Source organism: Nocardiopsis sp. ATB16-24 (genome assembly GCF_030271535.1).
In the GTDB taxonomy this organism is placed as follows: Bacteria; Actinomycetota; Actinomycetes; order Streptosporangiales; family Streptosporangiaceae; genus Nocardiopsis.
The window spans coordinates 210,029-225,294 of sequence record NZ_JASCXJ010000005.1; the positions used below are offsets into that span (position 1 = coordinate 210,029).

Below are 15,266 nucleotides of genomic sequence, written 5' to 3' on the forward strand. Positions count from 1 at the left end.
GCGGGCCGCTCCCACCCACGGAGGAGGGGACCAGGCGCCGCGGTCGGTGCGCCCCGCATGTGGCGCGCACCGACTCAGCACCGTACGGCTCACCGGGCCGCCCGGGGCAGCGCCAGCAGGTCCGTGTGGTGGACGACGACGCGCCAGTTCCCTCCCGCGCACACCGACAGTCGGTGTTGCAGATACTCCTCCCCGGGTAGCGAACCGTCCTGTTCCACGGCCGCCCTCACCCAACCGCGCAGCCAGGCCCGGGTCAGCTCCGCGTCGCCGGGCCCCAACCGCCACGGACTGGGATAGGAACGCACCTCATAGCCCAGGCGGGTGAAGGCCGCCGTGGCGAAACCGGGCGCGTCGGGTCCCAGCCGGCCGCGCCGCCGCTGGTGGTCGTCGAAGGCCGCCCCGAAGGCTCCGTCGAGCGGGTCGGCGGGCAGGAACTCCACCCTGCCCACCACCGACAGGCAGAGCAGCGCCGGGCATCCCCGGGTCGCGACCGCTCCGGTCAGGGCACGCACCTCCGCCCGTGTGAGCACGTCCAGCAGTGCCGAGGCCGTCACCAGAGTGACCCCCTCCAGGTCGGTGGCCCGCAGCGACTCCAGGTCCAGCCGTCGGGCGATCACCTCGGCACCGGGCACCGAGGCCCGGGCCGGCTCCAACAGTTCCGGGTCGCGGTCCAGCAGCAGCCAGCTCCGCTCGCCGGGCAGGCGGGAGGTGAGCCAACGTCCCAGGGAACCCGTTCCGCACCCCAGGTCGGCCACCACGCGAGCGTGGTCGCGCAGCTCCGTGAGCGGTTCCGTGGCGCGGGCCCGTGCGTCCGCTTCCTCACGCAGCGCCAGCCACTCCGGCATGGACGACGCGGCTTCGGTGGTGTTCAACCCGGCTCCTTCCGGTCCAGGATCGCGGCCATGTCCCGGGCCGCGCACTCCCATCCTCGCAAGCGTTCCCGCCGTAGGCGGGCCGAACGCCGCAGCCGTCCGCGTAGAGTCGCGTCGGTCAACCAACGGCGCAGCGCCTCGGCCAGCGCGGCGGGGTCCTCCGGGGGGACGAGCAGGCCCGGCCTTCGTCCGTGGGGGTCGTGTCCCAAGGCCTCGGGGACCCCGCCCACCTCACCGGCCACCACCGGAACACCGCGAGCCAACGCCTCGGCCACCACCATGCCGTAGGTCTCCTTGCGCGAGGGCAGAACCAGCAGGTCGGCGCGGGAGTAAGCCTCCCGCAACGCCCGGCCCCGCAGCGGGCCGGGGAAGGACACCCGGTCCCGCAGTCCGTACTCGCGGCACAGGGCCCGCAGACGCTCGGCGTAGGCGGCCGCCTCCCCCTCCCCGGCCGACAGGTCACCCAGGGGTCCCGCGCACGTGCACTCCCACGCCAGGTCGCCCAGGTCCGCCAGCGCCGACAACAGCAGGTCGTGGCCCTTGTGCGGGGTCACCGCCGCCAGGCACAGCATCCGCGTGCCGTCCCCGACGGGGGTGGGCGGCGCCGGGTCCACTCCCGGCTCCACCACGTGGACCCGGCCCAGGCCGTGGTGGCCGGCCACCCGCCGTGCCGACCACCGACTGGTGGCCACCACGTTCCGGGCCGCGTGCAGCACCCGGCGCTCACGCTCGTCCAGGTCCCGGGCCTGGGTGGGGGACAGGCCGGCGCCCTCGGCCAGGGGCAGGTGCACCAGTACCACCAACCGCAGGCGCGAGGCGTGGGGCAGGACCACCTCGGGCACACCGCAGGACAGGAGCCCGTCCAGGATCACCGCCGAGCCGTCGGGCGCCCGCGCCAACGCACGTGAGAGCCCGGCGCGCTCGTCGGCGTCGGCCCAGGGCCACCGTCCGGGCACGGTGGTCCGGTGCATCGGCCGACCGAGCGCGGTGAGCGCCTCGGCCAGGCGCCGGCCGTAGACGTTGCCGCCACTGGGCACCGTGTCGGGCGGGACGAGCAGGAGGGTGTTCACAGGTCGCGTTCGTGGGAGGCCCAGGCCACGTGCGACTCGTGCAGGGTCACCGTGATCCCGTCCAGACCGCGTGCCGTCGCGTCGAGCCGCTTCACCAGCCGGTCGGTGATCACGCCGGCCAGGAACTCGGTGCTGGTGTTGACCCCCGCGAACTCCGGCACCTCGTCCAGGTTGCGGTAGTCCAGTTCGGCGAGCACGGCCTTGAGCTCCCGCGTGGCCAGGCCGATGTCCACCACGAGGTTGTCCTCGTCCAACTCGCGGCGGCGGAAGGTGGCGTCCACGGTGAACGTGGCCCCGTGCAACTGCTGGGCGGGGCCGAACACCTCGCCCTGGAAGCTGTGGGCGATCATGATGTGGTCTCGGACGGTGAGACTGTACAAGGGTGTGCTCCTTGGTCGTCGTGCCATGGGGCCGGGGCCTTCAGGAGGGCCCCGGCGGACGGGACGCCGCGCGCCCCGGTGTCTCACCCCTGCCCGTAAACGATCCGGTGGCACAGGGCGGACAGCGTGCCGTCGGCCAGGCGCGGCATCACCGACGGCAGTTCCTCGAAGGGGCTCTCGCCGGTGAGGAGGACCTCGAAGGCCGGGTCGGCAAGCAGGTCCAGGGCCAGGTCGAGACGGTCGGCGTGGGTGCGCGACCCTCTCCTTCGGGGTGCGACCGCGCCGACCTGGCTGGAGCGCACGGTCAGGCGGCGCGAATGGAAGTACTCGCCCAGCGGTACGTCGACCCGACGGTCCCCGTACCAGCTCAGCTCGATCACCTCGCCCTCGGCGGCGACCAGTTCCAGTGCCCGTTCCAACCCGGCCCCGGTGGCGCTGGTGTGCAAGACGAGGTCGCGCCCTTCGTCGGCCTCCTCGGGGAGACGGAAGTCCACTCCGAGCCGTTCGGCCACCCGTGCCCGTCCAGGATCGGTGTCCACCAGTTGCACCCTGACCCCCGGGACCCCGGCGGCCAACCGGGCCACGCAGCAGCCCACCATCCCCGCGCCGACCACCGTCAGGCGGTCGCCCACCAGGGGAGGGGCGTCCCACAGGGCGTTCACCGCCGTCTCCACCGTTCCGGCCAGTACAGCGCGTTCGGCCGGGACGTCCTCGGGCACGCACCGCACCGCTTCGGCGGGGAGCACGTACCGGGTCTGGTGCGGATACAGGGCGAAGACCGTGCGCCCGGCCAGCTCGGGCGGACCCTGCTCCACCACGCCGACATTGAGGTAGCCGTACTTGACCGCGCCGTCGAAGCTCCCCTCTTGGAAAGGCGCCCGCATCAGCCGGTGCTGGCCGGGCGGTACGCCCCCGCCGAAGACCAGGGCCTCGGTGGCCCGACTGACCCCCGAGTACAGGGCGCGCACCAGTACCTGACCCTCCTCCGGGGCGGGAAGTTCGCTCTCGCGGATCTCGCCCACACCGGGGGACCTCACCCAGAAAGCGCGTGCCGTACCGCTCATGCTCCCCCTCGTCCATGTTGCGGTGACCGTCGTCGGCCGTCGTCGAAGACCTATCCGTGTACGGGACGGCCGGCGTGACGAAGGTCCTTTTCCGACGTGGCGCGCTCGGCCCCTCTCTCCCGATCCCGCTCATCCGCCGCCGACGGCGGGGAGCCGAACGCCTCCGCGGGCGCGCCACAGACCCACGGCGTCGCGACCGAACGACCACACCAGGGCGGCCAGCGCCCCACCGGTCACGGCCACCGACCCCCAGGGGGCGAGCACCTGTGAGGAGGCCGTCACCAAGGCCGCCCCCTGTGCCCCCGCCACGACCCTGCGAGCCCGGCTGGGCGGCAGCGGGGCCCGCAGCCATGGCGCCGCCCGACCGGCGAGTGCGAACACGTACCGCATCGCGCCGATCGCGATCACCCAGGGGCCCAGGAGGGAGGCCGCGTGCACGCTCAACACCAGGAGCAGGAAGGCGTCGACCTCCATGTCGAAGCGCGCCCCGAAGGGGGAGGCGGTGCGGGTGCAGCGGGCCACCGGTCCGTCCACCAGGTCCAGTACCAGGGCGATCGACGCCAGTACCACCACCGGCCATCCGTGTCCGCCGTCGACCACCAGCGCGGTCACCGCGCCGACGAGCAAGGCCCGACAGAGCGTCACCAGATCGGCGGGCCCCCACGTGCGCGGTCGCGTTCGGCGCGCCGTCCACGCCAGCACCGTGACCCCCGACACCAGGTAGAGGACGCCGGCGGTCCAGCCCACCACACCGAGTCCCACCGTCGACGCGAGCGTGGCCAGGACGAGGACCTGCGCGCACGCGCCGGCCACCAGGACCCGGCGCTCATCCACGTGACCCGTCCAGGTGCGGCAGGTCGTGGCCCAGCCTGTCGCGTTTGGCGGTCAGGTAGGCGATGTTCTCCGCCCGGGCGGGCATCAGCAGCGGAACCCGGCTCACGACCTTGATCCCGTGCTCCTCCAGCGCGCGCAGCTTGTCGGGGTTGTTGGACATCAGTCGTACCGATCGCACCCCCAGGTACAGCAGCGCCCGCGCCGCCGGGCCGTAGTCGCGCGTGTCCACCGGTAGGCCGAGTTCGGTCGCCGAGTCCACGGTGTCCAGACCCAGCCGGTCCTGTAGGGCGAGCGTGCGCACCTTGTCCACCAGGCCGATCCCCCGCCCCTCGTGGCCGCGCAGGTAGACCAGCACGCCCCTGCCCTCACGCACGACCGCCTCCAGGGCCGCCTCCAGTTGGTCCCCGCACTCACAGCGCAAGGCGGCGAACGCGTCCCCCGTCAGGCACTCCGAGTGCGCGCGGACCAGTACGTCCTCGCCCTCGTGGACGTCCCCGAACACCAGGGCCACATGTTCCTGGCCGTCTCCCCGGTCTCGGAAGGCGACCATGCGGAACGTTCCACGCCGGGTCGCCAACACCGATTCGGCCACGGCGTCCGGGTCCATGCTCTGTTCGCTCATCCATCCCCTCCCGCGTGACGGCGGCCACACACGCCCGGTGCCCACCTTCCGGGGAGTGAAACCCTGACGGAGGGCGGGCACCGAGTGCCGTGGGGGAACCGCGAGGGAGTGTGCGCGGTCGCGGCCGCCGGGTACGAGGGGAGTGGGGCGACCGCCGGAGGAACGAGGGGAGTTACTTGCCTCCGACCCCCATCATTCCCTGGACCAGGGAACGACGCGCGAAAAGGTACACCAGGAACAGCGGCACGGTCGAGAGCACCACCGCCGCCAGCAGACCGGGGATGTCGATGCGGTACTGGCCCTGGAACTCGAACAGTCCCATGGTGATCAGCCGCTTGTCCGGCGACTGGGTCAGGATCAGCGGGAACAGGAACCCGTTCCAGGCCTGGAGCGCCGCGTACACGGCGATGGTGCTCAGCCCCGAACGCGACATCGGCACCACCAACTGTAGGAAGGTGCGCACCGACCCCGCACCGTCCAACGCCATGGCCTCGTACAGCTCCTCGGAGATGTCACGCATGGACCCCACCAGGATCAGCACGCACACCGGCAGGGCGAAGGCCGCGGTGGGCAGCACGATCGCGGTCAACGTGTCGTACAACCCCAGCTGCACGATGATCAGGTACACCGGCACGATCACCGCCTGCGACGGGATCGCCAGTCCCAGCAGGAACACGCGGAACACGCCCGTGGTCCATCGGGTGCGCGAGCGCACGATGGCGAAACCCGTCATGGAGGCCAGCGCCACCACGATCGCCACCACCGCGGCGGTGACGATCGCGGTGTTGAGGACGAAGCCGAGCAGCCCGTTCTCGATCGCCTTCCCGTAGTTGCCCAGGGTCGGGTCGGTCGGTGGGGTGAAGGGCCCCGAGGAGGTGTAGTTCTCGGCGCGCTGCACCGTGGCTATCAGCAGCGCGTACAGCGGCAGGGCCACGATCACCAGCCACAGCGCGACGCCCATCCCCGCCAGGACGTTGGGGCGGTCGCGCCCGGACCTTCTACGGAACGGTCCGGTGCGGGGAGGGTCGGGGCGTCGCCGGGCGGGAGGCCGGGAGGGGCTCTCGGCGAGACGGACGGTCACAAGCCCTCCTTGGTGCTGCGCATGGAGCCGAAACCGGTGAAGCGCACCAACAGCAGGGCGACCAGTGTCGCCACCACCACCAGGGTGAACGCGACGGCGCTGGCGTAACCCAGCTCCCAGCTGCGGAAACCGGCCCGGTACATCAGGAAGGGGACGATGGTGGTGTCGGTGCCGGGACCGCCGTTGGTCAGGATCAGCACCGTTTCGAAGTAGGTCAGCGCGCCCACCACCATCAGCACCGAAGAGGTGGTGATGGTGTGCCGCAACTGCGGCAGCGTGATGTGCCAGAACGCCCGAAGTCGTCCGGCGCCGTCGATCTCCGCGGCCTGGTAGAGCGATGCCGGGATCTGCCGCGCACCGCCCTGGTAGAGCAGCATGTGCAGGGGGATGAACTGCCAGGAGCTGACGAAGACGATCACCAGGAAGGCGCTGTGGGAGCCGCCCAGCAGGTTGACCGTGGGCATCCCCAACACCGGTCCCAGCCAGGCCAGCGGGCCGAAGTTGGGGTCGAGCAGGGCGCGCCAGATGATCGCGATCGCCGCGGAGGACAACAGCAGCGGCAGGAAGAACAGTGCCGAGAGCACCGCCCTGTTGCGTTGCGGACCGGCGGCCCACACGCCCAGCAGCAGGCTGATGGGCGTCTGCACCGCCCAGGTCAGGACGGTCAGCAGCAGGCTCAGCCAGACGGCCCGGTGCATCAGCGGGTCGTTCGCGAGCCGTGTCCAGTTCTGTAGACCGATGAACTCCGGTGAGCCCAGTCCGCCCCAGGACGTCAGGGACAGGTAGGCCACCAGCACCATCGGCAGAGCGGCGAAGATCCCGAAGTACAGCAGTCCGGGCACCGCCCACACCGCACTCGGCCGTCCGGTGCGGGGGCCGGTGGCCCGCGCGGACCTGCCGCGCGAGCCACCGGCGGGGACTCCGGTGCCGGAGTCCCCGGTGCCGGTGGCACCGGTGGCCGGACCGCTGCGAGCGGCGCCACCGGTGACCGGACTGCTGGTACCGCTGGTCACAGGGCCGCCAGAGCGTCGACGAACTGCTCGGGTGTGATCTGGCCGTTGAACAGGGACTCGATCTCGGTGACCATCGGCGTGGCCACGTTCGGCGGGAGCGCCTGGTCCCAGGACAACTGGAAGTGCGGAGCGTCGCGCACCATCTCGTACTGGAAGACGGCGAACTCGGGGTTGGGGCTGTCGGCCACCGCCTCCTCGGCGTTGGCGGTGGTGGGCACCTCGCCGTTCTCGACCATGTCGGCCACGTACTCCTCCTGCGACGTGTACTTCAAGAACTCCAGCGCCGCCTCCACGTGCTCGCTCTCGGCCGTGACCGAGAAGTAGTTGGTCGGGTTGCCGACCACGTTGGCGGGATCGCCCGTGCCGCCGGGGATGGGCGGGAACTCCACGTAGCCCAGGTCGTTCTCGGCGAACTCGCGCGCCTGGTCCAGGTGCGTGGAGTACTCCCACGAGCCCATCAGGTGCATGGCGGCCCGGCCCTCGGACAGCAGGGTGGAGGCCCCGCCCTCGGTGTACTTCACCGAAGCGTAGGCGTCCCCGAAGGCGCCCCTCTCCACCAGGTCCTGGACCATCTCGGCGGCCTCCAGCACGGCCGGGTCGCGCCAGCCCTCGGGGTCGCCCCCGTGGATACGGGCGAACACCTCGGGACCGCCGATGCGGTCCACCAGGTACTGCAACCACATCTGTTCGGTCCAGGGGTCGCCTCCGGCCAGGGCGAAGGGGATGACGTCCTCCTCCGTGAAGGCGTCGATCAGGTCCAGGATGTCCTCCCAGGTCTCGGGGGGCTCGACGCCGACCTCCTCGAACACGGCGTTGTTGTAGAAGATCATGACCGGCTGCGTGCCGCGCAGGGGGATTCCGTACTGGACACCGTCCACCTTGCCCGACTCCAGAATGGAGGGGATGAAGGCCTCCGCCAGTTCGGGGTCCTCGGCCAGCAGGTCGTCCAGCGGGTGGAGCATGTCCTGTTCCACGTAGGGCTCGATGCTGCCCGCGCCCCAGTTGAAGAACACGTCCGGCTGCTCGCTGGAGCCCATCGCGGTGCGCAGGCGCTCCTCGTAGTTGTCGCCGGGCACCTGGTCGATGACGGCCTCGGTCTCGGAGGCCTCGTTGAACCGTTCGACCGCGCCTTCCTGCACCACGACCAGCGAGTCCTGGTACATCCACACGTGCATGCGGTCGTCTCCTCCTCCACCGCCCTCTCCGCCGGAACAGGCGGTGGTGGCGAGCAGGCAGAGCGCCGCGGCTCCGGCGAGGGAGCTCAGGCGGGGGGTTCTCATGGTGACTCCTCTTTCGAAACTATCGGAGAGTATTTCGAAATATTTGCGCCCGAATGTACGCTGCGACACGGGGAGCGTCAATACTCAGGTGAGAGCTGAGTCACCCCAAACTCCACAACAACCTCATAACCACGTAGGATCAGGCATCGTGAGTGCAGACCCCACCCCCGGTTCCGCGCGGACATCCTCCTCGGAGCCGGTGACGATCTCGAAAATTGCGGAAGCCGCAGGCGTCTCGGTGCCCACGGTCTCCAAGGTGCTCAACGGGCGGGCCGACGTGGCCAGTGAGACCCGGGCACGTGTGGAGGAGCTGATTCGTCGCCACGGCTACCGGCGGCGCCGGGGCCCGGGCGGGGGCCGCTCCTCCATGATCGACCTGGTCTTCCACGAGCTCGACAGCGCCTGGGCGATCGAGGTCATCCGCGGTGTGGAGGGGGTGGCGCGCTCCGAGGGGCTCAGCGTCGTGCTGACCGAGTCCGGCGGTGCCCAGACGCCTCGTGACGACTGGGTCGAGGCCGTGCTCGCTCGACAGTCCACCGCCGCGATCCTGGTCTTCTCCGATCTGGCGCCCGAGCAGCGCACCCGTCTGACCGCCCGCGGGATCCCCTTCGTGGTGGTCGACCCCACGGGAGACCCGGGCCCCAACATGCCCTCGGTGGGCTCGGCCAACTGGAACGGCGGCCTGGTCGCCACCCGTCACCTGCTCGAACTCGGCCACCGACGCATCGGCGTGATCGGCGGACCGCGCCACGTCCTGTGCAGCAAGGCCCGCATCGACGGCTACACCTCGGCGCTGGACTCCGCCGGCCTCGATCCCGACCCCGAGCTGATCCGCTACGGCGACTTCCACGTCGAGAGCGGACGCGACCAGGGCCGGGAGCTGCTCCGACTGCCGGACCCGCCCACGGCCGTCTTCGCCGGCAACGACCTCCAGGCCATGGGCCTGTACGAGGCCGCCCGCGAACTGGGCATACGCATCCCCGAGGAACTCAGCGTGGTCGGCTACGACGACCTGCCGGTGGCGCGCTGGATGGGTCCGCCGCTGACCACCGTGCGTCAACCGCTCACCGAGATGGCCGAGGAGGCCACCAGGATGGCGCTCACCCTGGCGCGCGGCGGTACCCCTCCCAACCTGCGCCTGGACCTGGCCACGGACCTGGTGGTGCGCCGCAGCAGCGCTCCGCCGCGCGAGGGGTGAGCCGACCCCGGACCCCCTTGGGGCACGAGGGCGGGGCCTGGAATGCGCAACGCCCGGCAGGACCCACCCGTCGTGGACTCCGAAGGTCCTTTGACCGGCGGTGCCGTGGCCCGTTCCACCTCGGTTCTCTCACGACTTCGTGGGGGCCGAGACCCCGACGAAGCCGGGCGTGCGACCGTTCACCTGCCCTGCTGCCGGGCAGGTCCCGCGCCGGAGTCCGCGCGGGCTCGGGGCGCCCCGGCGCCCACGGGTGGGAAGGGGCGACCAGGAGCCGACACCTCGTACAGTGTGAGGACCCGCCTTCGGGCGGCCCGCGACGGACCGCGGACCGACACGAGCCCCGACCGAGCGGGGACACAGCGTAAGGATGGCTTCTTGTACCTGTCCCGCGTCAACCTCGACCCCAGACGCAGTCCCGGCATGGACCAGTGGTCGCTCATGGGGCGGGCGGTACGCAGAGCGGTCGACCCCGCCCCCGACTCCGACGCCCGTGTGCTGTGGGCGCGCACCTCACCGAACACGCTGATCATCGGTTCCGACACGGCCCCCGCCTGGGGCAAGGTCCCCGGCGCCGTCTCCGCCGAGATCCGCCCATTGCCCAGATTCTCCGAAGGCGAGACCGTCCGCTGGGAGCTCATCAGCGCGCCCACGGCGCAGCACCGGACGGAACCCACCGAGCAGACGCCGCGCCCTCGCGGCAAACGGGTCCCTCTCGCCGAGGAGGAGTTCGAGAACTGGTCGGCCGACAGGCTGGCGGGAGCGATGGACGTCATCGCGGTGAAGTGGAAGCGGGTGGGCGGTAGACCGGCCCGGTACCACTTCACCGGGGAGGGCGTGGTGCGGGACAGCGAGGCGCTCCAGGAACTGTGCCTGGATGGTGTCGGTGCGGGCAGGGCCACGGGGGCCGGAATGCTCCTGGTCGGCCCGCAGGCACAGCGGTAGGTCGCGGTGCCACGCGGGGCCTTCGAGCGGCGCCCTCGTCCCCGACCTCACCTCGATGCTCGATCCCGAGCACAGGAGCTGGACCGTCGGACCGGGCCGACCCGGCTCGGCTTCGGAACGCCGCCGTGGAACCCCGCACCACCGAATCCGGGGTGAACGGCACACGTTCGTGGGCGTGCCCCTTCGTGAACGGCGGCCACACTGACTCCCGGGGTGAAACGTTGCGATCCCCTTCCTCGGTGGGTCGTTCCGCCCCACCGGAAGAAGGACCGGCCCGGCGGCCACCGGGTCAGTCCTGGGGAAGGTCCACCCCGATCTCCCCGCCCAAAGAGGCACCGCCCTCCAACCGCAGGTCGTCGCCGCTCCAGAAACGTCCCGGGTCGTAGTACCCCGGGTGCTTTCCCGCCGGGAGCAGACCCATCTCCTCGTAGGTCAGGGCGATGACCTCCGCGCAGTAGGCGCTCTCCAGGGCGCGTTCACGAGACCGGCCGCCCAGAGGCAGACGCCGCAGGGGGAAACGTCCACGCAGCCAGCGGGCGGCCAGCCGAGTGCTGGAGGGGAAGGGGGTGCCGTCGAGCCTGGCCACCGCGCGTAGGGCGGCGTCCTCCATGGGCGCGGTCGCCTCCGGTTCGAGTTGACGCAGCCAGGCACGCTGACCGTACTTGCGCCCCCACACAAGGACCGCGTCGCGCAGATCGTGCAACTGCACACCACGCTGGTGTCTGCCGGTCCACATGTCCGGCAGGGAGCGGCCGAGTTCGGCGTGCCACATCAGCGGGGGCAGATCATCGACCACGATCGACATGCCGACATGGTTGACGGGACTGTTGGTGGTGATCTGGATGGCACGGTCCGCTCTGCTGCTGCCGCGAAAAACCCACAGATCACCGGTACGAGTGAGTTCCAGCGCCTGACTCAGGGACATGCTCGTGTGCGCCACACCGCTAGCCTAGACGCATGCGTTGGTGGAAAGCCCTTGGAGTGGCCGCTTTCGTGGGCGTCGCGGCCACCGGTGTCGTGATCGCCCGCGACGAGCGACAACGCCGCGCCTACACCCCCGAGCAGGTCAGGGAACGGCTGCGCGAACGCGTGGCCCTGGCCGAGGACACGGAGGCCGGCCCGCCGCCGGAGGAGGAGAACGTGGTGGTGCCCTCGTGGCGCCGACGGGTCTACGGAGCCGCCAAGGCGCTCCAGGGTTCGGGGGCGGCCGCGCTGGGATGGTTGCGTGGTCGCCTCGACGCCGCCTGAGGAGGCCGCCCCGCGAAGGGACCTCAGGGAGCCGTCGCGCGGCCGGACGGACGACACCGGGGACGGACGACGGCACCGACGTACTGAGGAGTCCGGCCACGGCCACGCCGACCGACACCGTGTGAGCACCGACCGTCTCCGTCTGGGCGCCGGCCACCATGGGGCCGGCCGGTTCGAGGCCCGAACCCCCACATGCTCGACGCCGACCACCGCGTCGAGCGGTTCCTGATCAGCGGCACGCTGCGGTGCGCCGGTGGACGCCGAAGGGTATGGAGCCCGCTCCGGTCACGGAGCGACCGACCGACGGCGGCCGAACGGGCACGGTCGCGGTGAGGCCCGGCAGGACCGACGGACGGGTGAACACTCCCGCCGGGGGACCGGTCCCGCCGTGCGCGGCGAACGGCCCTTCGATCGACCCACCGCACGCCGCTTCCCACGGGCGGCGGTGCGCGCGGTGGTCGGGTGATGAAGGCCCGGGAGGGACCGTTCGCCCGCGACCATGAGGAGAGTCGTGTGGATCCCAGGCGGGTGGGTCGTGCCTGCTCGACCGGGTGTGGGAAGAGCGGAACCTAGTGTTACCGGCGGTACTACCGACTGGTAAGTTTGTCGTGTTCCGACGGGCCCGCCCCGTCACCGGACCCGGCCAGCGAGGAAGAAGAGCAGTGCACGAGGGCTTCCTGACCCGGCCCCGGCCCGTGTGCCGGCCACGCTTCCGGATCTTCCTGTTGCACCACGCCGGTGGTTCCTCGGCCGGTTACCGTCCCTGGGTGCGCCACTTCCCTGCCGACTGGGAGGTGTGCCTGTTGGAGGCTCCCGGCCGCGGTCGCTCGGCGGCGGAGGAACCCCTCCGCGACGCCCGTGCGCTGGTCCGCCGACTGCGTGAGGGCCTCGACGCGGAACTGGACCGGCCCTTCGGTCTCTTCGGCCACAGTATGGGCGCGCTGTTGGCCTACGAACTGGCCCACCTGCTGGTCGCGGAGGGGCCCGCACGGCCCGCCTGGCTCGGGGTCTCGGCCTGGAGCCCGGACCCGGGACCCCCACGGGACGAGCCCCGCCACCTGCTGCCGTCGGAGCGGCTGCGTCAGGGCCTCGCCCGCACGGGCGGGGTCGCCATGGGCGCGCTCTCCGACCCCGATCAATGGCGGGAGGTGGAGCCGCTGATCCGGGCCGACCTCGAACTGGTCGACACCTGGCGTTCCACACCGGCCCTCCCGCCACTGCGCGTTCCGCTGTCGGTCTTCGGTGGCCTGGACGATGCGGGAGTTCCTCCCGGGCGGCTCACCTCCTGGAGCGAGTACGTCGAGGGACCGGTCGCCAGGCACCTGCTGCCGGGCGACCACTTCTACTTCGTCGGCCGCCTGGCGGACGTGGCCGCCAGGATCGTCCAGGACGTCGACGCCGCCCTGACCCGCGTCCGGTGAGGGGGAGCGGGTGCTCACGGGTCGACGGCGATGACGTGGCCGGGATCGTCCGTGCGCAGGCTCGCCCCGCCTGCTCGGGGCACCTGGAAGTGGGCCGTCCCGACGACGGTCCGCACGGGCAGAGCCTCGAACACGAGGACCTCACCGTCCTCCACCACACGGGTGTGGACGGTCTCGGTGTCACCCGGTAGGTGCCCCCGGCCCGGCCGCCCTCGGCGACCACGTGGTCGGGCGAGCCGTCGTGGTGGGGTCGCGGACGAACTCCAGGACGCTCCTGTTCAGCGCAGCGAAGGTGTCAGTGCTCGGCGCGGTCAAGACGTCGGTCTTCAGGAAGTCCTCGGGCAAGCCGTGCCGGCTTCAGAGCACCGTCCCGGGTCGTGTTCGGGCGACTGTGACGATGTCGTCGCTCGTGGCCGTAAAAGAAGCCCGTGACCAGTCGCCGTAGCGAACCTCCACCTCCAGCCCGGCTTCGTACAGGAACCCGTCGATGTCCTCCGCGTCCAGGAAACGCAGGCTGCCCGTGTCGACCCGGAGGGTCTCGCCTTCGCGGGTGGCGGTGGTCTCGGTGAGCGCGACCACGTCGCCGTTCACGGACTCCACATGGTGCGACACCCTCAGGGCACGTCCCCGGTGATCGACCACATCGGTGGCGTGCTCCGGGGTCCAGCCCTCCCAAGCGCGGACCAAAGGGTTGCGGGTACCGAACACCAGCCTTCCCCCGGGGGCGAGCGCCCTCCGGATCGCGGCCAGCGCGGAGCGGAGTTCGTCGTCGGTCACGAACACCTGGAAGGCATTGCCGGCCATGATCGTGAGTTCGAACTCTCGCTCCCACGCCATGTCCTTGGCGCGGCCCTCCACCCACATGACGTCGTCGCGAGTACGCGCCCGGTCGAGCGAGGCGTTGTCAGGATCGATCCCGCAGAGCCGTCCGGTGTGCCCGCTTTCGCGGGCGCGGTGCAGCAACATGCCGGTACCGCAGCCGACATCGAGGACGGACGAGGAAGCCATGATGTGGGAAAGGTAGAAGTCATCGCTCGGACCCCAAGGGTTGAGGATGTCGTAGAGGGCGGCCGCATCGGCGTCGGAGTACATGGCGGCAGTGTGTCCTCGGGCGCCCCCGTTCCGCCAGAGTTCTTCGTCAGGATCGTCCGCCCGGAGACGGGGAGAAGGACATGGCGGGCTACTGACATCTTCACTGCGCCGAGCACCGACAAGTCGGCTGCGTTTCCCCTGACATCCCCACTGCGCCCAACAGCTCCTTCGGCCATCGGTACACGACCGGGCCCCGCCATGAGGGCGGGGCCCGTCCAGGACGGTCGGCATCGCAGGCGGGAGTCGGGCGCCGCGAGCCCTTTCCGCCGACCTGGTCGATCCCCGGCCGCGGGGAGCCGGTGGCGGGAGGTCGGGAGTCCTCACCGTCGACTTCCCACGGCCGGGAGACTGTCGGTTCCTCCGAGGGGAACACCGCTCAGGGGGTGGGGCTGCGGCGCCGTGAGACCTGTGGGGCGGTCGCGGGCGTGCGGACCATGGGGGTCACTCCTTCGTGAGCGGGGCATTGGGAGCGCTCCCAGGTATGGCGTACACCATAGTCACTCAGGCACACGCTGTAAAGGGATACGACCTCGGATTCACGCGGAGGCGCGCGTTCTCGGGGCATCCTCCTCCAGGAGGCGCCCTCCACCCCTGTCGTGGCGATGGGTCCCGGGTTACGGTGGACAGATGAGCCTTGAGTTGCCGACCGACCGACTCCTCATCCGGGAATGGCGGCTGGACGACGCAGAGGCGGCTCTGGAGATCTACGGGGCCGCCGATGTCGCCGAGTGGCTGACACCGGAATGGCGCCCGGTGAACGACACCGACGCCATGCGTCTGGTGTTGCACGCCTGGGTCGAGGCGGGACCGAACCTGATTCCTCCTGCGGGGCGTTGGGCCATCGTCAGGCAGGAGGACGGAGAACTGGTGGGAGGACTGTCGCTCAAACTGCTCCCACCCTTTGAGGAGGACTTCGAACTGTCCTGGGCACTGCGCCCGGACGTGTGGGGCCAGGGATACGCCACCGAGGCGAGCAGGGCCATCATCTCCTGGGCGTTCAAGCAGGGGATCGAGGAGGTTTTCGCGGTCGCACGCCCCGACAACGAGCGGGCGATCGCCGTGGCGCGCAGGCTGGGCATGGAATGGGTCGGTGAGACCGAGAAGTACTACGGGATGCCTTTGCAGGTGTTCCGGATGCGACCGGCCTGA

17 protein-coding genes are annotated in these 15,266 nt (G+C 70.9%); 5 read left to right on the forward strand and 12 right to left on the reverse strand.

Features of this window, described 5'->3' with window-relative positions:
• Positions 1 to 89: 89 nt before the first annotated feature.
• From PFX91_RS08495 to PFX91_RS08535, 9 genes are all read right to left on the reverse strand, one after another.
• Positions 90 to 872 (reverse strand): class I SAM-dependent methyltransferase, encoded by a 783-nt coding sequence (locus PFX91_RS08495; protein WP_285730679.1) that lies wholly within the window; start codon positions 870 to 872, stop codon positions 90 to 92.
• Positions 869 to 1,942, reverse strand: a complete 1,074-nt coding sequence (locus tag PFX91_RS08500; protein WP_285730681.1) for a glycosyltransferase family 4 protein — start codon at positions 1,940 to 1,942, stop codon at positions 869 to 871. Before PFX91_RS08500 ends, PFX91_RS08495 begins: the two co-directional genes overlap by 4 nt.
• Positions 1,939 to 2,322, reverse strand: a complete 384-nt coding sequence (locus PFX91_RS08505; RefSeq protein ID WP_285730682.1) for a 6-pyruvoyl trahydropterin synthase family protein — start codon at positions 2,320 to 2,322, stop codon at positions 1,939 to 1,941. Before PFX91_RS08505 ends, PFX91_RS08500 begins: the two co-directional genes overlap by 4 nt.
• A gap of 83 nt (positions 2,323 to 2,405) precedes the next feature.
• Positions 2,406 to 3,386, reverse strand: a complete 981-nt coding sequence (locus PFX91_RS08510) for a dehydrogenase (protein ID WP_285730683.1) — start codon at positions 3,384 to 3,386, stop codon at positions 2,406 to 2,408.
• A gap of 129 nt (positions 3,387 to 3,515) precedes the next feature.
• Positions 3,516 to 4,220: a CDP-alcohol phosphatidyltransferase family protein gene (locus PFX91_RS08515; RefSeq protein WP_285730684.1), complete on the reverse strand. Its 705-nt coding sequence runs from the start codon at positions 4,218 to 4,220 to the stop codon at positions 3,516 to 3,518.
• Positions 4,213 to 4,842: a GTP cyclohydrolase II gene (ribA, locus tag PFX91_RS08520; RefSeq protein ID WP_285730685.1), complete on the reverse strand. Its 630-nt coding sequence runs from the start codon at positions 4,840 to 4,842 to the stop codon at positions 4,213 to 4,215. The genes PFX91_RS08515 and ribA overlap by 8 nt, the downstream gene beginning before the upstream one ends.
• A gap of 172 nt (positions 4,843 to 5,014) precedes the next feature.
• Positions 5,015 to 5,923 carry a carbohydrate ABC transporter permease gene (locus PFX91_RS08525; protein ID WP_285730686.1) on the reverse strand — a complete coding sequence of 303 codons (909 nt, stop codon included), beginning with the start codon at positions 5,921 to 5,923 and terminating at the stop codon, positions 5,015 to 5,017.
• Entirely contained in the window at positions 5,920 to 6,936 is a 1,017-nt protein-coding gene (locus tag PFX91_RS08530; RefSeq protein ID WP_285730689.1) for a carbohydrate ABC transporter permease, read from the reverse strand. The genes PFX91_RS08525 and PFX91_RS08530 overlap by 4 nt, the downstream gene beginning before the upstream one ends.
• Positions 6,933 to 8,216, reverse strand: a complete 1,284-nt coding sequence (locus tag PFX91_RS08535) for an extracellular solute-binding protein (RefSeq protein WP_285730691.1) — start codon at positions 8,214 to 8,216, stop codon at positions 6,933 to 6,935. The genes PFX91_RS08530 and PFX91_RS08535 overlap by 4 nt, the downstream gene beginning before the upstream one ends.
• 199 nt (positions 8,217 to 8,415) lie before the next feature.
• On the opposite strand from PFX91_RS08535, the gene PFX91_RS08540 reads away from it, so the two are divergent.
• Positions 8,416 to 9,414: a LacI family DNA-binding transcriptional regulator gene (locus tag PFX91_RS08540; RefSeq protein WP_285730793.1), complete on the forward strand. Its 999-nt coding sequence runs from the start codon at positions 8,416 to 8,418 to the stop codon at positions 9,412 to 9,414.
• A 375-nt stretch (positions 9,415 to 9,789) separates the two neighbouring features.
• The gene (locus tag PFX91_RS08545) at positions 9,790 to 10,356 is read left to right on the forward strand and encodes a type I-E CRISPR-associated protein Cas6/Cse3/CasE (RefSeq protein ID WP_285730693.1); all 567 of its coding nucleotides are present in this window, start codon (positions 9,790 to 9,792) and stop codon (positions 10,354 to 10,356) included.
• A gap of 289 nt (positions 10,357 to 10,645) precedes the next feature.
• Here PFX91_RS08545 and PFX91_RS08550 read toward each other — a convergent pair whose 3' ends face one another.
• Entirely contained in the window at positions 10,646 to 11,281 is a 636-nt protein-coding gene (locus tag PFX91_RS08550) for a hypothetical protein (RefSeq protein WP_285730795.1), read from the reverse strand.
• 56 nt (positions 11,282 to 11,337) lie between these two features.
• On the opposite strand from PFX91_RS08550, the gene PFX91_RS08555 reads away from it, so the two are divergent.
• On the forward strand, positions 11,338 to 11,604 hold the full coding sequence (locus PFX91_RS08555; RefSeq protein ID WP_285730796.1) for a hypothetical protein: 267 nt from the start codon (positions 11,338 to 11,340) through the stop codon (positions 11,602 to 11,604).
• Between the two features lie 662 nt (positions 11,605 to 12,266).
• Entirely contained in the window at positions 12,267 to 13,025 is a 759-nt protein-coding gene (locus PFX91_RS08560) for a thioesterase II family protein (protein WP_285730695.1), read from the forward strand.
• Positions 13,026 to 13,039: 14 nt separating this feature from the next.
• On the opposite strand, the gene PFX91_RS08565 is transcribed toward PFX91_RS08560, so the two are convergent.
• Positions 13,040 to 13,183, reverse strand: a complete 144-nt coding sequence (locus PFX91_RS08565) for a hypothetical protein (RefSeq protein ID WP_285730696.1) — start codon at positions 13,181 to 13,183, stop codon at positions 13,040 to 13,042.
• A gap of 199 nt (positions 13,184 to 13,382) precedes the next feature.
• Entirely contained in the window at positions 13,383 to 14,117 is a 735-nt protein-coding gene (locus PFX91_RS08570; protein WP_285730698.1) for a class I SAM-dependent methyltransferase, read from the reverse strand.
• A gap of 627 nt (positions 14,118 to 14,744) precedes the next feature.
• Between PFX91_RS08570 and PFX91_RS08575 the strand changes: the two genes are divergently transcribed.
• Positions 14,745 to 15,266 (forward strand): GNAT family N-acetyltransferase, encoded by a 522-nt coding sequence (locus PFX91_RS08575; RefSeq protein WP_285730699.1) that lies wholly within the window; start codon positions 14,745 to 14,747, stop codon positions 15,264 to 15,266.